Source organism: Clostridium sediminicola (genome assembly GCF_050402865.1).
In the GTDB taxonomy this organism is placed as follows: Bacteria; Bacillota; Clostridia; order Clostridiales; family Clostridiaceae; genus Clostridium_AF; species Clostridium_AF sediminicola.
In genome coordinates this window covers 40,138-58,826 of sequence record NZ_BAABMF010000002.1, presented here as the reverse complement: position 1 = coordinate 58,826, position 18,689 = coordinate 40,138, and the positions used below count along the sequence as shown (strand labels likewise).

Sequence of the window (18,689 nt, the reverse complement as noted above, 5' to 3'; positions counted from 1 at the left end):
AATCTCTATTACCGAGGTGAAAAAATGAATATTAATAAAAATGAAAATCATAACAATAAGAAAATTAATAGGATTAGTTGGATTGCGATTGTTGTTTTAATAATTATATTAAGTAATATGATTACATATTTGGTTGCATCTAAGTTTCCATTAGGAGATTCTGTGGTAATTAGCAAAAGTACATATGATGAAATTTCACAATTTAAGAAATTGTTTATTGTAAAGCAAAATATAGAAAGGTTTTATGATGGTGAAATTATTAAAGATGACTTAGTAAATGGCGCAATCAAAGGTATGACATCTTCTTTGAATGATCCTTATACTGTTTATATGGATGAAAAAGATTACCAATCATTTGCAGAAAGCACTGAAGGCAAATATCAAGGTATCGGTATTCAAGTAGGTGTAAAAGATGAAAAAATTGTAATTATAACAGTATTTGAAGATTCTCCAGCAAGTAAAGCTGGATTGTTGGCTGGAGATACTATTGAAAAAGTTGCAGGAACTTCAGTCACTGGAAATGAACTGGATAAAGCAGTTTCTTTAATGCGAGGAGAGCAAGGAACTAGTGTAGAGGTTACTTTAGAAAGAAAATCTACTGGATTATATACAGCTAATATTGTAAGAGATTCAATAAAAATTAAGACTGTATCGGGTGAAATGCTAGAGGATAGTATTGGGTTGATAAGAATTAGCGTTTTTGAGAATGAAACATCTAAGGAATTTGAAGCAAAGTTAAAAGAACTGATGAGCCAAGGTATGAAAGGTTTGATTTTAGATATAAGAGGAAATCCAGGTGGATGGTTGACTGAATGTGTTAAGGTAGCATCTAACTTTATTAATAAAGGAGATTTAATTGTATCTACTATTGATAAATATAATAATAAAGAGGTAGAGAATTCAGAAGGTGGAGTAGCAATAGGATTACCATTGGTGCTTCTAATTGATGGAGGTAGTGCTAGTGCATCAGAAATTTTATCTGGAGCTATAAGAGACTATAAATTGGGAACACTAATAGGTGAAAAATCTTTTGGTAAGGGTATAGTTCAGACTGTATTGGATAGATCTATGTATGGATTTGGTGATGGAACAGCATTAAAAGTTACTACATCTAAATATTATACACCAGATGGAGAAAACATACATAAAGTAGGTATTTCTCCTGACATAGAAGTTATTTACCCAGATGAATTGAAAGAAAAAGTATATGATAGAAGTAAGGATCCACAATTGAACAAAGCAATTGAGGAAGTTAAACAAAAGGTTAAATAGTATTGAGAGGAGAAAACTTTAATGGGTATTATTTTAGAAACTTTACAAGGAGTATCAAAAGCAGTAGTAACACCACCATATATATTTATGCTTTTGGTTATTGGAATAATTTTTTATAGAAAGAATAAAAAAATAACAATGATGCAGAAATTAATTATTGGTGAGAAAGTAAATACTCCTTTGGAATTAACTCTTTCTGAAATAGTACTTGGAATCTTTGGAGGAATACTATGTAGTATAATCCTTGCTTATTTAGGAGTTGGATTTAGTGAAAATTCTTTTATAGATATTATATTTCTACTGTCATTGCTTTCAATAAGTTTTAATTCTAAATATATGAAGTTGGTATATACATCTGCAGTTTTAGGGTTTATAAGTATTTTAGTTGAGATTATGAGTGGTATGTATAATGTTGATATAAGAGGTTTTGAGTTTCTTACTATAGATGTGATATCGTTGATGACTATGACAGCTGTGATTTATTTTATACAAGGAATATTAACGATGGTTGATGGAAGTAGAGGGGCTATTCCAATTTTTTCGAAAAGAAACGATAATATTATTGGAGGATTTGCATTAAAAAGATGTTGGATACTGCCTTTAGCTATTATTATTTTTACAAATTCAAATAGCTATTCCTTTGAAGAATTAATAGTCATAAATAAGTGGAGGCCTTTTTTGAACATCACAAACCCATCAATCTTACTAAAAGAGATCATGTTAACAATATTACCTATATTTGGGATGCTTACTTTTAATACTGTAACTTTTACTAAGACAAAAAATGAAAAAACATTAATTACTGGAACTTTAATGATGGTTTATAGTATTTTACTATTTGTTTTATCTAGATTAGGCAGTCTAAATATATTTTTCAAAATAGCAGCTGTTTTATTCGCACCAACTGCTATTGAAGGCATGAACTACTTACAGAAGTATATTGAGTTAAAAGATAAACCTAAGTATGTTTCTGGTGAAGATGGTATCATGGTTTTAGAAGTAGCACCAAATTCACCTGCATATAGCATGGGAATTAAAAGTGGAGATAAGTTGATAAAGATTAATGATAAAAAAATTATTAAAGAAGATGATATTTTTGAAACATTGAAAGAAACATCAAATTCTATACTTTTAAAAATCAAAAGAGCTACAGGTAAATTAGAAGAAGTGCGATTTTCAAAGGGCAATGATATTATGGGGTTAGGATTGGTATTAGTACCTGTAACTATCCCAAAAGAAAGTAAAATGATTAGATCAGATGATTTTTCTATAGATAATATTATTGATAAAATTAAAAAGAAAAAAGATTAGAAGATTTCCTTGGAAATCTTCATTTTTTATATAAATATTATAGTTGACAAAAAAAAAATTAAGGTATAAAATTGAAATAATCGAACAAACGTTCACGGGAGATGGTTAAATGGGAATTTTTAATTTACAATCGAACTTTAAACCGACTGGTGATCAGCCTGCAGCAATTACAAGTATTGTAAATAGTTTAAATAAAGCTGATAAATTTCAAACTTTACTTGGAGTTACAGGGTCTGGTAAGACATTTACTATGGCAAATATTATACAAGAAGTTCAGAAACCTACGCTAATATTAGCTCATAATAAAACTTTGGCGGCACAATTGTGTTCTGAGTTCAAAGAGTTCTTTCCGGATAACTGTGTTGAGTATTTTGTATCTTATTATGATTATTATCAACCCGAGGCATATGTGCCTCAAACGGATACGTTTATTGAAAAAGATGCTTCTATAAATGAAGAAATTGATAAGTTAAGACACTCAGCTACTTCAGCATTATTTGAAAGAAGAGATGTTATTGTAGTTGCATCTGTATCATGTATTTATGGATTAGGAAATCCAGAAGAATATAAAAAATTAAGAGTTTCTCTTCGCCAAGGAATGGTAAAAGAAAGAGATGAAATAATGAGGCAACTTGTTGACATTCAATACGAAAGAAATGAAATAAACTTTGTTAGGGGGACTTTTAGAGCAAAGGGAGATACTTTAGATATATTTCCAGCATCATCTTCAAATATAGCTATTAGAGTCGAATTTTTTGGTGATGAAATTGATAGGATAAGAGAATTTGATGCCTTAACAGGAAATACTATTTGTCATAGAAAGCATGCTATGATTTTTCCGGCTTCTCACTTTGCAACATCAAAAGATAAGCTAGATAGAGCTATAAAGCAAATAGAATGTGATTTAGAGAACAGATTGAAAGTGTTGATGTCAGAAGAAAAATTATTAGAAGCTCAGAGGCTTAAACAAAGAACCAACTTTGATATTGAAATGATTAGAGAAGTAGGGTATTGTAGCGGTATTGAAAATTATTCAAGAATTTTAGATGGTAGAGCTCCAGGAACACCTCCAAAAACATTAATGGACTATTTCCCTGATGATTTTCTTTTTTTTATAGATGAAAGTCATGTTACATTACCTCAGGTAAAAGCTATGTATGGTGGTGATAGGTCTAGAAAAGATAACTTAGTACAGTATGGTTTTAGACTACCTTGTGCCTATGACAATAGACCTTTAAAATTTGAGGAATTTGAAAAAAAACTTAATCAGGTTTTATTTGTTTCTGCTACTCCTTCTCAATACGAATTTGAGCATTCTACAAATGTAGCTGAACAGATAATTCGTCCAACAGGATTGTTAGATCCAGAAATTATAGTTAAGCCTATTGAAGGGCAAATTGATGACTTATATTCTAGCATTCAAGATGTAATAAATAAGGGTTTTAGAGTGTTAATAACAACCCTAACGAAGAAAATGTCAGAAGATTTAACAGAATATCTTAAAGAAATGGGTGTGAAAACTAGATATTTACATTCAGAAATAAAAACAATTCAAAGAACGGAAATAATAAGAGATTTAAGGCAAGGTAAATTTGATGTTTTGGTGGGAATAAATTTACTGAGAGAGGGTTTAGATATACCAGAAGTAGCATTAGTTGCTATTTTAGATGCGGATAAAGAAGGATTTTTGAGATCTGAAACTTCTCTTATTCAAACCATAGGGAGAGCGGCAAGAAACTCTGAAAGTAAGGTTATAATGTATGCTGATAAAGTTACTAAAGCTATGGATAAAGCAATTAAAGAAACTAATAGAAGAAGAGAAATTCAAATGGAATACAATGAAAAAAATGATATAGTTCCAAAAACGGTTATAAAAGATATTCGTGGAATTCTTCAAACAACAGTAGTTGCTGAAGAAGGAGAAGATTACGAAGTGAATAAAGATATTAATAAAATGGATTCAGAAAATATACATGAATTAATAGAAAAACTTCAAGTTGAAATGAAGAAAGCAGCAAAAGATTTAAATTTTGAAAAAGCAGCTAAATTAAGAGATAGAATTGCAGAACTAAAAGAGAAAGCAGATAAATAATTCATAATGATTTAAAACTTTCGCTTGCGAAAGTATCAATAACTGTGAATTGTGCACTGTGCACTGAAAAAAAGAGAGGAGAAAAACTTTGAAGGACAAAATTATTATTAAAGGAGCAAAAGTTCATAATTTAAAAAATGTAGATTTAGAAATACCTAGAAATAAATTTATAGTTTTTACAGGATTATCGGGTTCAGGGAAATCATCCCTTGCTTTTGATACATTGTATGCAGAAGGACAGAGAAGGTATGTAGAATCTCTTTCAGCATATGCTAGACAATTTTTGGGTCAAATGGATAAACCAGATGTAGAGTATATTGAAGGCTTATCGCCCGCGATTTCTATAGATCAGAAGACTACTAGCAGAAATCCTAGATCTACAGTAGGAACTGTGACAGAAATCTATGATTATTTAAGGCTTATGTACGCAAAAATTGGAGTGCCACATTGTCCTAAATGTGGCAAAGAAATATCTCAACAAACTATTGATCAAATGATTGATCGAGTAATGAATTTACCACAAAGAAGTAAAATTCAAATTCTAGCACCAATAGTGAGAGGCAAAAAAGGGCAGCATGTAAAACTATTAGAAAATACAAAAAAGAATGGGTATATAAGAGCTAGGATTGATGGCGAAATATATGATCTACAAGAAGATGAGGTTAAGCTAGAAAAAAATAAAAAACACAATATAGAAGTTGTTATTGATAGATTGATTGTAAAAGAAGGTATTAGGGGAAGGCTTAGTGAATCATTAGAAGCAGCTCTGAATTTGGCAGAAGGACTTGCGATAATTAATGTAATAGATGGTGAAGACATATTGTTTAGTGAAAACTTTGCATGTATTGATTGTGGAATTAGCATTGGAGAATTAGCTCCTAGATTATTTTCATTCAACTCACCTTTTGGAAGATGTGATAAGTGTGATGGTATAGGAACATTAATGGAGATAGATGAAGATTTAATAATCCCAGATAAGAGTAAAAGTATATTAGGAGGCGCTATACTTTCTTTTGGGGAAGGAGCGTTAAAGACTGAATCATGGACATATTCTATTTTTGATGCACTTTCTAAAAAACTAAAATTTGATTTAAATACTCCTATAAAAGATTTATCTAGAGAAATATTAGACGTGATTCTGTATGGATATAAAATAGAAAAGTTAAGAGTAGCTTATCAAAAAGAAGATAAACAAGGCGTATACATGCATAAATTTGAAGGAGTAATTAATAATTTAAAGAGACGATATCTAGAAACAAATTCTGATTATATAAAGAGGCAAATTGAGCAATTTATGAGTAATACACCATGTCCAAAGTGTGATGGTGCAAGATTGAATCCAAGCGCTCTAGCAGTACATGTTGGTGGAATGAATATTAATGAATTTTGCAATTTATCAATAAAAGATGAATTGAAATTTATAAAAAACTTACAATTATCAGAAAAAGATGCTATTATTGCAAATCAAATAGTAAAAGAAATCAATAATAGACTGTCTTTCTTAATAAATGTTGGGTTGGATTACTTAAATTTAGGCAGAATGGCAGGTACATTATCTGGTGGTGAAGCACAAAGGATAAGGCTTGCGACCCAGATTGGATCAAGTTTAGTGGGAGTATTATACATATTAGATGAACCTAGTATTGGATTACATCAAAGAGACAATGACAGACTTATTTCAACTCTAAAACATTTAAAAGATTTAGGAAATTCATTAATTGTTGTAGAACATGATGAAGACACAATTAAAGCTGCTGAATTTATTGTTGATATAGGACCAAGAGCAGGAGAACATGGTGGAGAAATTATTGCTGCAGGAGATATAAACACAATTGTTAACACTAAAGAATCTATAACTGGTCAATATTTGAGTGGAGAAAAAAATATTAAACTTCCTAGTACTAGGAGAAAAGGTAATGGGGGAAAGATTAGAATAGTGGGAGCAAAACAAAACAATCTTAAGAATGTTAATGTGGATTTTCCTCTTGGAGTATTTAATTGTGTAACAGGAGTATCTGGTTCAGGAAAAAGTACTCTTGTAAACGAAATACTATATAAAGGGCTTAATAGAAAAATAAATAAGTCAAAATATATCCCTGGAAAACACAAAGAAATTTTAGGATGGGAAAATATTGATAAGATTATTAATATTGATCAAAGTCCTATTGGAAGGACACCTAGGTCTAATCCTGCCACTTATACGGGACTTTTTGATGTGATAAGAGAACTATTTTCTAATACGCCAGAATCAAGAATGAGGGGATATAAGCCAGGGAGATTTAGTTTTAATGTAAAAGGAGGAAGATGTGAAGCTTGTTCTGGAGATGGAATAATAAAAATAGAAATGCAGTTTTTATCAGATGTTTATGTTCCTTGTGAAGTATGTAAAGGTAAAAGATACAATAGAGAAACATTAGAAGTAAATTATAAAGGGAAAAATATAAGTGAAGTGTTAGATATGACTGTAGAAGAAGCAGTGGAGTTTTTTGAGAATATACCAAGGGCAAAAAATAAACTTCAAACTTTGATGGATGTAGGATTGGGGTATATAAAATTAGGGCAGCCATCAACGCAATTATCAGGAGGAGAAGCACAAAGAATAAAACTTGCAACGGAACTTTCAAAAAGAAATACTGGAAAAACATTTTATATATTAGATGAACCAACAACAGGACTCCACATAGACGATGTAAACAGACTGATTTCTATACTTCAAAGACTTGTAGATAGTGGTAGTACGGTTTTGGTTATTGAGCATAACTTAGATGTAATAAAATGTTGTGACAATATTGTTGATTTAGGGCCAGAAGGCGGGGATAGAGGCGGTACTATAGTTTGTACAGGTACACCTGAGAAAGTTGCAAAAAATGATAATTCTTATACAGGATTTTATTTGAAGAATATGGTATAATGAAGATAAATCATGCATAGACTTAATTTATCGTTGAAGTGATTTATGTATAATCACAAAAGTTTTAGAAGAAGAGGGTGTCAATATGCCTTTGATAAGCAAAATGAGCTATATATTTAGATTTATTTTCATATTTTTGATATATCTAATAATATATTTTTCGTTAAAAATAATGTATAAAGATATGAAAGAAGAAAGAATACCTAGTAATGATGATGAAATAAGGGGATATGATGTTGCAATGGAGGTTCTTCAAATCTCCAGCAAAAAATCCCCTTTAAAAGTGGGTACTATTATACCTGTAAGAGATAATTTAACTATTGGTAGAGGGGATAAAAACACTTTGATACTTTACGATCAATATGTTTCGAAAAAGCATGCAAAAATTTATTTTGAAAAAAATGAATATGTAATTAAAGATTTAGGAAGTACTAATGGAGTTATAATTAATGATGAAGTAATTGAGGGGGAAATGTACTTAGAAATTGGAGACATAATACAAATAGGAGAAAATGTCTTCAAGATAATAGGATGATAAAACTATAAAAAAGAATTCATGAGGTCTAATTATGAGAAAATCAATTGAAGATAAAAAATTACTTAAATATACTTATATTTTGAGTATTTTATTTTTTATTAATTTAAGTTTTTTGAAATGGCCTTTAGATTATAAGGCTATAATATTTTGTATAGTAATATGTTTTATTATTGGGTATACGTATTTTATAATAAGAAAATTCTATCCTTATGGAGATAAATATATACTTGTTTATGCATCGGTATTATCAATTATTGGTATAGTTATGATTTATAGAATAAGCTCAATTACGGCTATTAAACAGCTTGTTTGGTTTATGGTAGGAGAAACTGTATTTATTATAACCGTTGTTTTATTACCTAAATTGAGAAAGTATGCAGAGTTAAAGTATTTATTTATGTTACTTACTTTAATATTTATGTCTATGAGCTTTTTCTTTGGAACTTCTAAACATGGGGCAACCAACTGGATAATTATCAGAGGGTTTGATATAGGTAGTATACCATTTCTGAATCCTTTGCTTAGTAAGTTAGGAATGTCAAGTGAATATGTAACTCCTCAGATTAGTTTTCAACCTTCGGAGTTTGGAAAAATATTTTTAGTCGCCTATTTGTCATCTGCCTTAAAAGATTATAAAGAATGGAAAAATCTTATTGAACCTGCAATTATTGTTATGGTATCTCTTGGATTTATGGTTTTACAGAGAGACTTAGGTTCAGCTTTAATATTTTTTGGAATATCTTTAACAATGCTTTATATATCCACATCTAAGTTAAAATATGTACTTACTTGCTGTGGATTATTCTTACTAGGATCAACTATAAGTTATAAATTGTTTGCCCATGTTAGGGTAAGGGTCATGATATGGCAAGAACCTTGGAAATATGCAACAGATGAAAGTTACCAAATTGTTCAATCTATGATTTCCATTGCTTCTGGAGGATTATTTGGAACTGGATTGGGACATGGATATCCTAGATTTGTACCTGTAAATACTACTGATTTTATATTTACTATGATTTGTGAAGAAATGGGTATTTTAATGGGAATAGCCATTATAATTATATATTTTTTACTATTTTATAGATGTATAAGATTTGCTATTCACACAGAGGATAATTTCACTAGACTATTAGCTGTTGGGTATAGTTCAATGATTGCTTCACAGGTTTTAGTTATTATAGGTGGTGTTATTAATGTGATTCCTTTAACTGGGATAACATTACCTCTAGTAAGTTATGGTGGAAGTTCAATGATCACTGTTTTCTTTGCTCTTGGGATACTTCAGAAAATATCTGAGGAAAACAGGTAAATAAATTGGAGATGTTTTAATGAAAGATATATCAAATAATGTTAAAAGAGTAGTTGTTTTTTTCTTGGTTTGTTTTATATGCTTAATTACTTACATTATTTACTTTGACATTTTTAAAGCCACTGAAATTAAACAAAGTGTTTACAATAGAAGACTTTGGGCTAAAAGAAATGAAGTAGTAAGAGGAAGCATTTTTGATAAAAATAATAATGTGTTGGCTGAAACTAAAGTTGATTCTGAGGGGAATTTTATTAGAAATTATCCCTACGAAGAATTATTTGCACATGTAATTGGGTATGTACAACCAAAATGTGGATTAACTGGTCTTGAAAAAAGTTTAGACAAATATTTGATAGGGGAAGAACCCTCAAATATAAAAAGCTTATTCAGTGGTTTAGACGATAAAAAAGGATATAATGTAATGACTACATTAGACTATAATGTTCAGCAAAAGGCATATGATGCATTAGGAAATAATAAAGGAGCTATTGTTGTATTAAATCCTCAAACTGGAGAAATTATATCAATTGTTTCAAAACCATCCTATAATCCTATGTTGCTTAGTCAAAAATGGAGTGAAATATCAAATGATAAGGATAATCCTCTTTTTAACTTGGCGCTTTCAGGACTTTACCCACCAGGTTCAACATTTAAGATAATAACAGCTATATCAGCACTAGAAAATATAAATGATGTTCAAAGTAGGGTTTTTGAAGACAAAGGAGTTCTGGTGTTTAATGATAAAGAATCAATAAGTAATTATAATGATAAAGCTCACGGAAATATTAATTTATCTGAAGCTTTTGCTATTTCATCTAATGTAATTTTTGCTGATTTGGGTATAGAACTAGGTAATAGTAAATTGAAGTCGACAGCTGAGCATTTATACTTTAATAAAGAAATACCTACTGATGTTTTAAGCATTAAGAAAAGTGAATTTCCATCACTAAAAAATAATATGGTAGGAGAAATTGCTCAAAGTGCAATAGGGCAAGGCAAAGTATTAGTAACACCTTTTCAAATGGCATTAGTAGCGTCTACTGTAGCAAATAATGGTTTAATGAAAAATCCATATATTATATCAGAGATAATTGATGATAATGGAGAAACAATAAAGAAATTTAGTAGTAGTACTTTAGAACAGGTAGTTTCATTAGAGGATGCAGAAATAGTAAAGGAATATATGCGACAAGTTGTAGATAAAGGTACGGGGAAAAATGCACAAGTTAGCAATATAACTGTTTGTGGTAAAACGGGAACATCTGAATACATGAATAATTCAGATAAAACACATGCTTGGTTTGTAGGATTTGCACCTATGGAAAATCCACAAGTAGCAATAGCTGTAATAGTTGAGAACGGAGGTACCGGTGGAGGTACAGCAGCAAAAATTGCAAAGGACATAATCAGTATCGCAGTAAAATAATTCGATAAATTTATATCAAATAGTGTATTGAAAAACATATAGAGCTAAAAGGTAGGATAATCAGAATTTCTTAGTATTATATACCTTTGTAGCTATATATGTTTTTTTGACTTTAGTTTATATAAAACAGATGAACGTACGTTCCTTTTATGATATAATGTAATATCAAGAAGGTTTTACAAAGTTAGACATGTTTCAACTTTAGATGAAGATATATAGAATGGAATACTAAGGAGAAATTATGAAGGGAAAGACTCACGTTAGTTTAGGCACAGCAGCATATGTTTCTCTTTGTGGTGAATTAGGGGGGTTTAGTTATTTAGGTTTTTTGATTGTTATCTTTGCATCATTGCTTCCTGACATAGATCACCCAAAGAGCTTATTCAATAAATACATTCTCCCTGTTAGAAATAAAAAAACAAAAAGGACAGTTTATTTATCATTTGCTATTATTATTTTATGGTATGATTTAATAAGTGGGGGAAAACCAATTTTAAGGGTTATAGTAATAGGATTAATTTTAATAGCTTTTTCAACTCATAGAAATGGACTTACGCATAGTTTGTTTTCTATGATTGTTTTTACCATACTAGCTGGATATATAGAGTTTGTTTTTAATTTTGATAATATAGTTGAATATATAAGTATTGGATATGGTATGCACTTGATTGGAGATATGTTTACAATAAGTGGAGTGCCGTTATTTTATCCAGTTGTAAAGAAAAAAATTAAGTTTCCACTGACTATTAAAATGAATACTAAAGTGGGTGACTTTATTGAAGATATTATATCAATTCTATGTCTTATATATTTGATTTATACTTTGCCGAGGATAATATAAAGATAAACCACTGCGTGAGTTTATCTATTAGTTGACAGTGCACTGTGAATTGTGCACTGATAAAAGGGTGGTGATTATTTGTTCGATTTTGAATATCAAATAAAAAATTTACCAAATAAACCTGGAGTATATCTAATGAAGAATTCAAAAGGTGAAATTATTTATGTTGGTAAAGCTAAAGTTCTAAAAAATAGAGTTAGTCAATACTTTAGGAATGTGAAAAATGCTGGTGAAAAAGTTCGTGCAATGGTTAGAAATATTTCTGAATTTGAATATATTATCACAGATTCTGAAATCGAGGCTCTTATTTTAGAGTGTAATTTGATAAAAAAATATAGACCCAGGTATAATATACTATTAAAAGATGACAAACATTATCCATTTATAAAAATTACAACAAATGAAGATTTTCCTAGAGTTTATATGACTCGAATAAGGGTTAAGGATGGAGCAAAATATTTTGGACCATATCCTAGTTCTGGTGCAGTTTATGAAACTTTAGAATTGATAAAAAAAATATTTCCTGTAAGAACATGCAGAAAAGTAATAAAAAAAGATAGCATTGAAATACGTCCATGTTTAAATTACCATATAAATTTATGTAAAGCGCCTTGTGCAAAAAAAATTTCAAAAGATGAATATTTACTTATAATAAAAGATATAATTGATTTACTTACAGGTAAAGATAACAATTTAGTTAGAGAGCTGCAAAATAAAATGAATGAAGCTGCAGAAAATTTGGATTTTGAAAAGGCAGCGGATTTGAGAGATAAAATTTCTGCAATTGAAAAAATAAGAGAAAGACAAAAGATAATTCTAAGTAATTTTGAAAATGAAGATTTTATTAACATACACAGTGAAGGGAATACGGCTTGTGCACAGATATTTTTTGTAAGGGAAGGTAAAATAATAGGGAATGAGTATTTTATAATTGAAAATGCATTGGAGTCGTGTGATGAAGAGATTATTTCTAACTTTATCAAGGGGTTTTATGGAGGAACTGCATTTATACCTAAAACAGTTTATGTACCATTTGTTGGAGATATAGAATTGCTTCAAAGTTGGTTAACAAGTAAGAGAGGCTCTAAAGTTTTAATTAAAGTACCTCAAATAGGCGAAAAGAAAAAACTTTTAAATTTAGTGAAAATAAATGCAAAGAATACTTTCAATAATTTTAAATTAAAACTGATGAAAGAAAAGCAACAAGCTGAATCTATAATTTTAAAATTATCTGAAATTCTTAAATTAGATAATTTACCCGATAGAATTGAAGCTTATGATATTTCCAATATACAAGGAGTAGATTCAGTTGGTACAATGATTGTGTTTGAAGGTGGTAAACCTAAAAAAAGTGACTATAGAAGATTTAAGATAAAGAATGTAAAGGGAGCAGATGACTATAAAAGTATGGAGGAAATTTTAACAAGGCGATTTAAAAGAGGGCTTGCAGAAACTGAAGCAATAAAGGAAAGTAAGTTAGATTTATCAAGAGGTAAATTTTGTTCTTTTCCTGATTTAATCTTAATGGATGGTGGAAAGGGTCAAGTAAATGTTGCATTAGATGTATTAAAATCTCTTAATATATCTATTCCAGTTTGCGGTATGATAAAAGACGATAAACACAAAACAAGAGCTTTAGTGTATAATAATATAGAAATTGAAATGAAATCTAATAGAGAAGTGTTTAAGTTTATAACTAGAGTTCAAGATGAAGTTCATAGATTTGCTATTACATATCATAGAAGCCTAAGAGATAAAAGAGTACTTCATTCTGTTTTAGAAGATATACCTAATATTGGTAATTCTAGGCGGAAAGAGCTGTTGAGGAAATTTGGTAGTATAGAAAATATTAAAGAAGCATCCTATGAAGAACTTATTGATACAAAATCAATAAATGGTATTGCTGCCAAAAGCATTTTGGACTTTTTTCATAAAAATAAATAAATGAGGTGATTTTATGAAATATTTTATTGATGTGCATACTCACACTTTAGCTGGAGGGCATGCATATAGTACTTTAACAGAAAACGCAAAACAGGCTTCAGAAATTGGATTAAAAGTATTGGGGACTACTGAACATGGACCAATGATGCATGATGCTCCTCATCCATGGCATTATGGTAATTATAAGATATTACCTAGGAATTTATTTGGTGTCACAATGCTCTATGGGTGTGAAGCAAATATAATAGATATTGAAGGGAGTTTGGATTTACCAGAAGAATATCAGAAAACGGTTGATATATTAATCGCTTCTCTTCATAATTTATGTTTTGAACCAAATACAAAAGATAAGAATACTCAAGCATTATTGCAAGCAATGGAGAATAAACGTGTTGATATACTGGGTCATATTGGAAATCCAACATACCCAATTTGGGAAGAAGAGATTGTAAAAAAGGCAAAAGAAAATAATATTTTAATTGAATTTAATAATAGTTCATTTGTTACTAGAAAAGGTAGTTGGGAAAACTGTAAAAAAATAGCTAAATTATGTAAAAAATATGAAAATAAGGTTATACTTAATACTGATGCACATTTCAGTTTAAATATTGGTAAGTTTAATGAGGTTGATAACTTGATGCAAGAAGTTGATATGCCACAAGAACTCATAATTAATACTGATGAAGTTAAAATTATAGAGTATCTAAAAAATAAAGGCAAATTAGAAGACCTTAAACTTTATTAAAATCAATAATTAAGGAGAAGATACATGGTACTGAATGAATATTTTCTGAAAGATTTAAAAGAAATTTTTAGAGAAAAAGATATAAAAATTAATGAACCTATGAAATATCATACTTCATTCAAAGTTGGTGGGCCAGCAGATTGTCTTGTATTGCCAGAAAAAAAAGAACAAATACTTAAAGTTATTGAATTGTGTCAAGAATATAATATACCATATTTTATTATGGGAAATGGGTCTAATTTGTTAGTTAGAGACGGTGGTATTAGAGGGGTTGTAATAAAATTGACCCAACTAAATAATATGGAAGTAAAAGGTGAAACTATCGTAGTGCAAAGCGGCGCATTATTGACACATGTTAGTATTGCAGCTTTAAAAGCTGAATTAAAAGGATTTGAGTTTGCTTGCGGTATTCCAGGTACAGTGGGAGGAGCTGTTGCTATGAATGCAGGAGCTTATGATGGTGAAATATCTCAAATTATCCAAAGTGCTGTAGTTATTGATAACCATGGAAGAATAAAGAATTTATTAAAGGATGAAATGGACTTAGGATATAGAAATAGTAAAATATTAAAATGCGGATATACTGTATTGGAAGCTACTTTTGTTTTTGAAAAAGGCGAATATAATGAAATAAAAGAAAAAATAGATGATTTAATAAATAGGAGAGTTACTAAACAGCCTTTAGAGTATGCTTCAGCAGGAAGTACTTTTAAAAGACCAGAAGGTTATTTTGCAGGTAAATTAATACAAGATAGTGGGCTAAAAGGTAAAACTATTGGAGATGCAAAAGTTTCAGTAAAACATTCAGGATTTATCATTAATAAAGGTAATGCTACTGCTGAAGATATCTTGAAATTAATAAAGTTTGTTCAAAAAACAGTAAAAGATAATTATGGTGTAGAGTTAAAAACAGAAGTTAGAATTATGGGCGAAGAAACGATAAAAAGTACCTAGAGTTAGGTGCTTTTTTCTTTCTTTGTAATAGTGATAGTTTGTCAAAAGAACTATTAATGTTATTAAATATATCATATAATATATTGGAGAAACTATTTTTTTAGGAGGGCATTTATGCGATTTGTTATAGTTACGGGATTATCAGGAGCAGGAAAGACGGGAGCAATAAGAAGTTTAGAAGATTTGGGATATTTTTGTATAGATAATCTACCTCCAACATTAATATCAAAATTTGCGGAAGCTTGCTATCAAACTGATGGGAAAATAAATAAGATTGCATTAGTTATAGATATCAGAGGAGGAGAATTTTTTGATGCTCTATTCGAAAATCTAAAGTATCTTCAAAATAATAAGTATCCATATGAAATATTATTTTTAGAAGCAAAGGATGAAGTTTTAATTAAGAGATATAAAGAATCTAGAAGAAAGCACCCTTTAGCGCCTGAAGGTAGAGTACTAACAGGAATAGAACTTGAAAGAGAAAAGTTAGATGAAGTTAAATATAGAGCAAATCATGTAATAGATACATCCTCATTAACTCTGAGACAATTAAGAGAAAAAATTAATAGAATTTATTCTGATGAAGCACAAGTTGAGAATCAATTAATAATTACTATATTGTCATTTGGGTTTAAATATGGAATACCTGTGGACTCAGATTTATTGTATGATGTTAGATTTTTACCAAATCCTTTTTATATTCCTAGTTTAAAACCTTATTCGGGTAATGATCAGCCAGTGAAAGACTATGTGCTTAAATTTGAAGTAACTCAAGAGTTTATTAAGAAATTAACTGATATGCTAGAATTTTTGGTGCCCAATTATTTAAAAGAAGGAAAAAGACAACTGATTGTTTCAATAGGATGTACTGGAGGAAGGCATAGATCTGTAACGATAGCTAATGAAATTCATAACATTATGAAATCAGAAGGTTATAATGTTAATATTGATCATAGAGATATTCAGGAGGATGTTAATAAAGGCGGAAAAAAACTATGATTTGGAATAGAAATGTTTGGTCAGGGATAAAGATCAAACGATGGATTTGTATAGGGATATTAGGTTTGTTTTTTATTATTTTTGGTTCAGCAGATATTATCCATAATAATGATAGTTACATTCATAATGTTGCTATAAGTATATTATTTATATTACTAGGTAGCGTAATAGTTTATTATGCTATAAAGCAAATAATAAATTCTTATATAAATTTTATTAGTGGAGAAACATGCAACTTTTCTACTAATTCAAAAAAAATAAATAGTTATACTCAGGAGAAAAGAATTCTTTTAAAAGGACCAAAGATTGTTGTAATTGGAGGAGGAACAGGGCTTTCTACGATGTTAAGGGGTCTAAAAAAACATACCGCTAATTTAACAGCTATTGTTACAGTTGGCGATGATGGAGGCGGCTCTGGTGATCTAAGAGAAGATTTGGGTATTTTACCTCCTGGAGATATTAGAAACTGTATATTAGCTTTAGCAGAGACTGAACCTTTGATGAAGGAACTTTTGCAATATAGATTCAAAGAAGGAAGATTGGAAAATCAAAGTTTTGGTAATCTTTTTTTGGCTGCTATGGATGGTATATCAGGCAGCTTTGAAGAAGCTGTACGTAAGATGGGTGATGTACTAGCTGTTACAGGTAAGGTTTTACCAGTAACTTTAGAAGATATGGTTTTGAAAGCTACATTGAAAAATGGTAATATTATTACAGGAGAATCTATAATTCCAAAACAAGTTATTCAGCAAAAAAGCCCTATACATGAACTTAAAATTATACCTGAAAATGCTAAGGCACTTAATGAGGCTTTATTAGCTATAGGGGAAGCGGATGCTGTTATAATTGGGCCTGGGAGTTTATATACAAGTATAATACCTAATTTATTAGTTAAGGAAATTACTGAAAAACTAATTTCTTCAAAAGCTATGAAAATATATGTATCTAATGTGATGACTCAACCGGGTGAGACAGATGAATATCTTTTAGAAGATCATCTAGAAGCAATTTATAAGCATAGTTCAAAAAAAATTATAGACTATGTTATAGTTAATAATTCAACTATAAGTAAAGGGATAAAGGAAAAATATCTCCAAAAGCAATCAATACCAGTATATTATAGAGAAAATATTGAGCAATCATATAATTTGAAATTAGTTTATGGTGATATTATTTCAATATCACCTGATTATGTAAGACATGAGCCTATAAAATTGGCTAATATTATAATGAATTTAATTAAAAAAGAAAACTGTATTTGTAAAAGATTGTACAGGAAATAAGAATTAACTAGTAATGTTTATTTTTTATTGAGATTCCAGTTTAACTATTAAGTTTACGTTGGAATCTTTATAGTAAGGAGTAGTGAATAATGTCATTTTCATCAAAAGTTAAAAATGAGATATGTAGATATAGTGAATATAGTAAAGAAGAAGCAAAAGCGTTATTAGCTGGAATAATGAAGGTTAGCGGAACTCTTGGATTATCAGGTGATAGAAAAATTAATTTTAGAACTTCAACAGAAAATCCGGCTATTGCTAGATTAGTTTTTAAGCTTTTAAAAGAACACTTTGATCTTCATTCTAGATTAATGGTTAAAAAGAGCAATTCTTTAAAGAAGAATAATATATATTTGGTTATGATAACAGAAGAAATGGGAGTTAGAAATCTGCTAAAAGAAGTGGGTGTGCTTTCACAATCAGAAGAATTATTTATGCTTGACTATTCGATACCTGATAGGATAGTTCATGAAGAAACTTGGAAAAGAAGTTATATTAGAGGTGTGTTCTTAGGTGGGGGAAGTATTAGCAATCCAGAAAAAACATATCATTTAGAATTTGTAACACACAACGAAGAGTATGCTGATGAATTGAAGAATTTAATAAATACTTATGGATTAAATTCTAAAGTAATTAAAAGAAAAAGTAGCTTCGTTATTTACCTAAAAGAAGGAGAGCAAATAGTTGATGTTTTAAATATTATAGGAGCTCATAACTCTCTTTTACAGCTTGAAAATGTTAGAATAATGAAAGAAATGAGAAATAATGTTAATAGATTAGTTAATTGTGAAACAGCTAATTTGAGTAAAACAGTAAATGCAGCTGTAAGACAAATTGAAAGTATTAAATTAATTGAGAGAGAGGCTGGTCTTGAAAGGTTACCTCAAAACTTAAGAGAAGTAGCTGAACTAAGAGTTAAATTTCCAAATGAGTCTCTAAAAGAGTTAGGTCAGATGTTAAATCCACCAGTAGGTAAATCGGGCATTAATCATAGACTTAGAAGAATTGAGAAAATTGCAGAAGAACTTAAGAAGCACTGATAAGTTTAATACAAATGTAAACTA

14 protein-coding genes are annotated in these 18,689 nt (G+C 29.6%); all 14 read left to right on the top strand.

The genetic code is table 11. The annotated features are described in order from the left end of the window. The first annotated feature begins 24 nt into the window (after positions 1 to 24). On the top strand, positions 25 to 1,272 hold the full coding sequence (locus ACQ3F0_RS04060; RefSeq protein WP_428863780.1) for a S41 family peptidase: 1,248 nt from the start codon (positions 25 to 27) through the stop codon (positions 1,270 to 1,272). Between the two features lie 21 nt (positions 1,273 to 1,293). Beyond that, positions 1,294 to 2,583: a PDZ domain-containing protein gene (locus ACQ3F0_RS04055; protein ID WP_428863779.1), complete on the top strand. Its 1,290-nt coding sequence runs from the start codon at positions 1,294 to 1,296 to the stop codon at positions 2,581 to 2,583. Between the two features lie 109 nt (positions 2,584 to 2,692). Continuing rightward, positions 2,693 to 4,675, top strand: coding sequence for an excinuclease ABC subunit UvrB (uvrB, locus tag ACQ3F0_RS04050; protein WP_428863778.1), 1,983 nt, complete (start codon positions 2,693 to 2,695; stop codon positions 4,673 to 4,675). A gap of 88 nt (positions 4,676 to 4,763) precedes the next feature. After that, positions 4,764 to 7,586: an excinuclease ABC subunit UvrA gene (gene uvrA / locus ACQ3F0_RS04045; protein ID WP_428863777.1), complete on the top strand. Its 2,823-nt coding sequence runs from the start codon at positions 4,764 to 4,766 to the stop codon at positions 7,584 to 7,586. Positions 7,587 to 7,671: 85 nt separating this feature from the next. Beyond that, positions 7,672 to 8,121 carry an FHA domain-containing protein gene (locus ACQ3F0_RS04040; protein WP_428863776.1) on the top strand — a complete coding sequence of 150 codons (450 nt, stop codon included), beginning with the start codon at positions 7,672 to 7,674 and terminating at the stop codon, positions 8,119 to 8,121. A 34-nt stretch (positions 8,122 to 8,155) separates the two neighbouring features. Next, positions 8,156 to 9,436 carry an FtsW/RodA/SpoVE family cell cycle protein gene (locus tag ACQ3F0_RS04035; protein WP_428863775.1) on the top strand — a complete coding sequence of 427 codons (1,281 nt, stop codon included), beginning with the start codon at positions 8,156 to 8,158 and terminating at the stop codon, positions 9,434 to 9,436. A gap of 19 nt (positions 9,437 to 9,455) precedes the next feature. After that, a complete protein-coding gene (locus tag ACQ3F0_RS04030; RefSeq protein ID WP_428863774.1) occupies positions 9,456 to 10,862 on the top strand; it encodes a peptidoglycan D,D-transpeptidase FtsI family protein in 1,407 nt (468 codons plus the stop codon). A gap of 241 nt (positions 10,863 to 11,103) precedes the next feature. After that, positions 11,104 to 11,703 (top strand): metal-dependent hydrolase, encoded by a 600-nt coding sequence (locus tag ACQ3F0_RS04025; protein WP_428863773.1) that lies wholly within the window; start codon positions 11,104 to 11,106, stop codon positions 11,701 to 11,703. Positions 11,704 to 11,781: 78 nt separating this feature from the next. Further along, a complete protein-coding gene (uvrC, locus tag ACQ3F0_RS04020) occupies positions 11,782 to 13,647 on the top strand; it encodes an excinuclease ABC subunit UvrC (RefSeq protein ID WP_428863772.1) in 1,866 nt (621 codons plus the stop codon). A gap of 13 nt (positions 13,648 to 13,660) precedes the next feature. After that, positions 13,661 to 14,392 (top strand): phosphatase, encoded by a 732-nt coding sequence (locus ACQ3F0_RS04015; RefSeq protein WP_428863771.1) that lies wholly within the window; start codon positions 13,661 to 13,663, stop codon positions 14,390 to 14,392. A gap of 30 nt (positions 14,393 to 14,422) precedes the next feature. Continuing rightward, positions 14,423 to 15,346, top strand: coding sequence for a UDP-N-acetylmuramate dehydrogenase (murB, locus tag ACQ3F0_RS04010; RefSeq protein WP_428864367.1), 924 nt, complete (start codon positions 14,423 to 14,425; stop codon positions 15,344 to 15,346). Positions 15,347 to 15,460: 114 nt separating this feature from the next. Continuing rightward, positions 15,461 to 16,345: an RNase adapter RapZ gene (gene rapZ, locus ACQ3F0_RS04005; protein WP_428863770.1), complete on the top strand. Its 885-nt coding sequence runs from the start codon at positions 15,461 to 15,463 to the stop codon at positions 16,343 to 16,345. After that, the gene (locus tag ACQ3F0_RS04000; RefSeq protein ID WP_428863769.1) at positions 16,342 to 17,628 is read left to right on the top strand and encodes a gluconeogenesis factor YvcK family protein; all 1,287 of its coding nucleotides are present in this window, start codon (positions 16,342 to 16,344) and stop codon (positions 17,626 to 17,628) included. Before rapZ ends, ACQ3F0_RS04000 begins: the two co-directional genes overlap by 4 nt. A gap of 89 nt (positions 17,629 to 17,717) precedes the next feature. Then, on the top strand, positions 17,718 to 18,665 hold the full coding sequence (whiA, locus tag ACQ3F0_RS03995) for a DNA-binding protein WhiA (protein ID WP_428863768.1): 948 nt from the start codon (positions 17,718 to 17,720) through the stop codon (positions 18,663 to 18,665). The last annotated feature ends 24 nt before the right edge of the window (positions 18,666 to 18,689 follow it).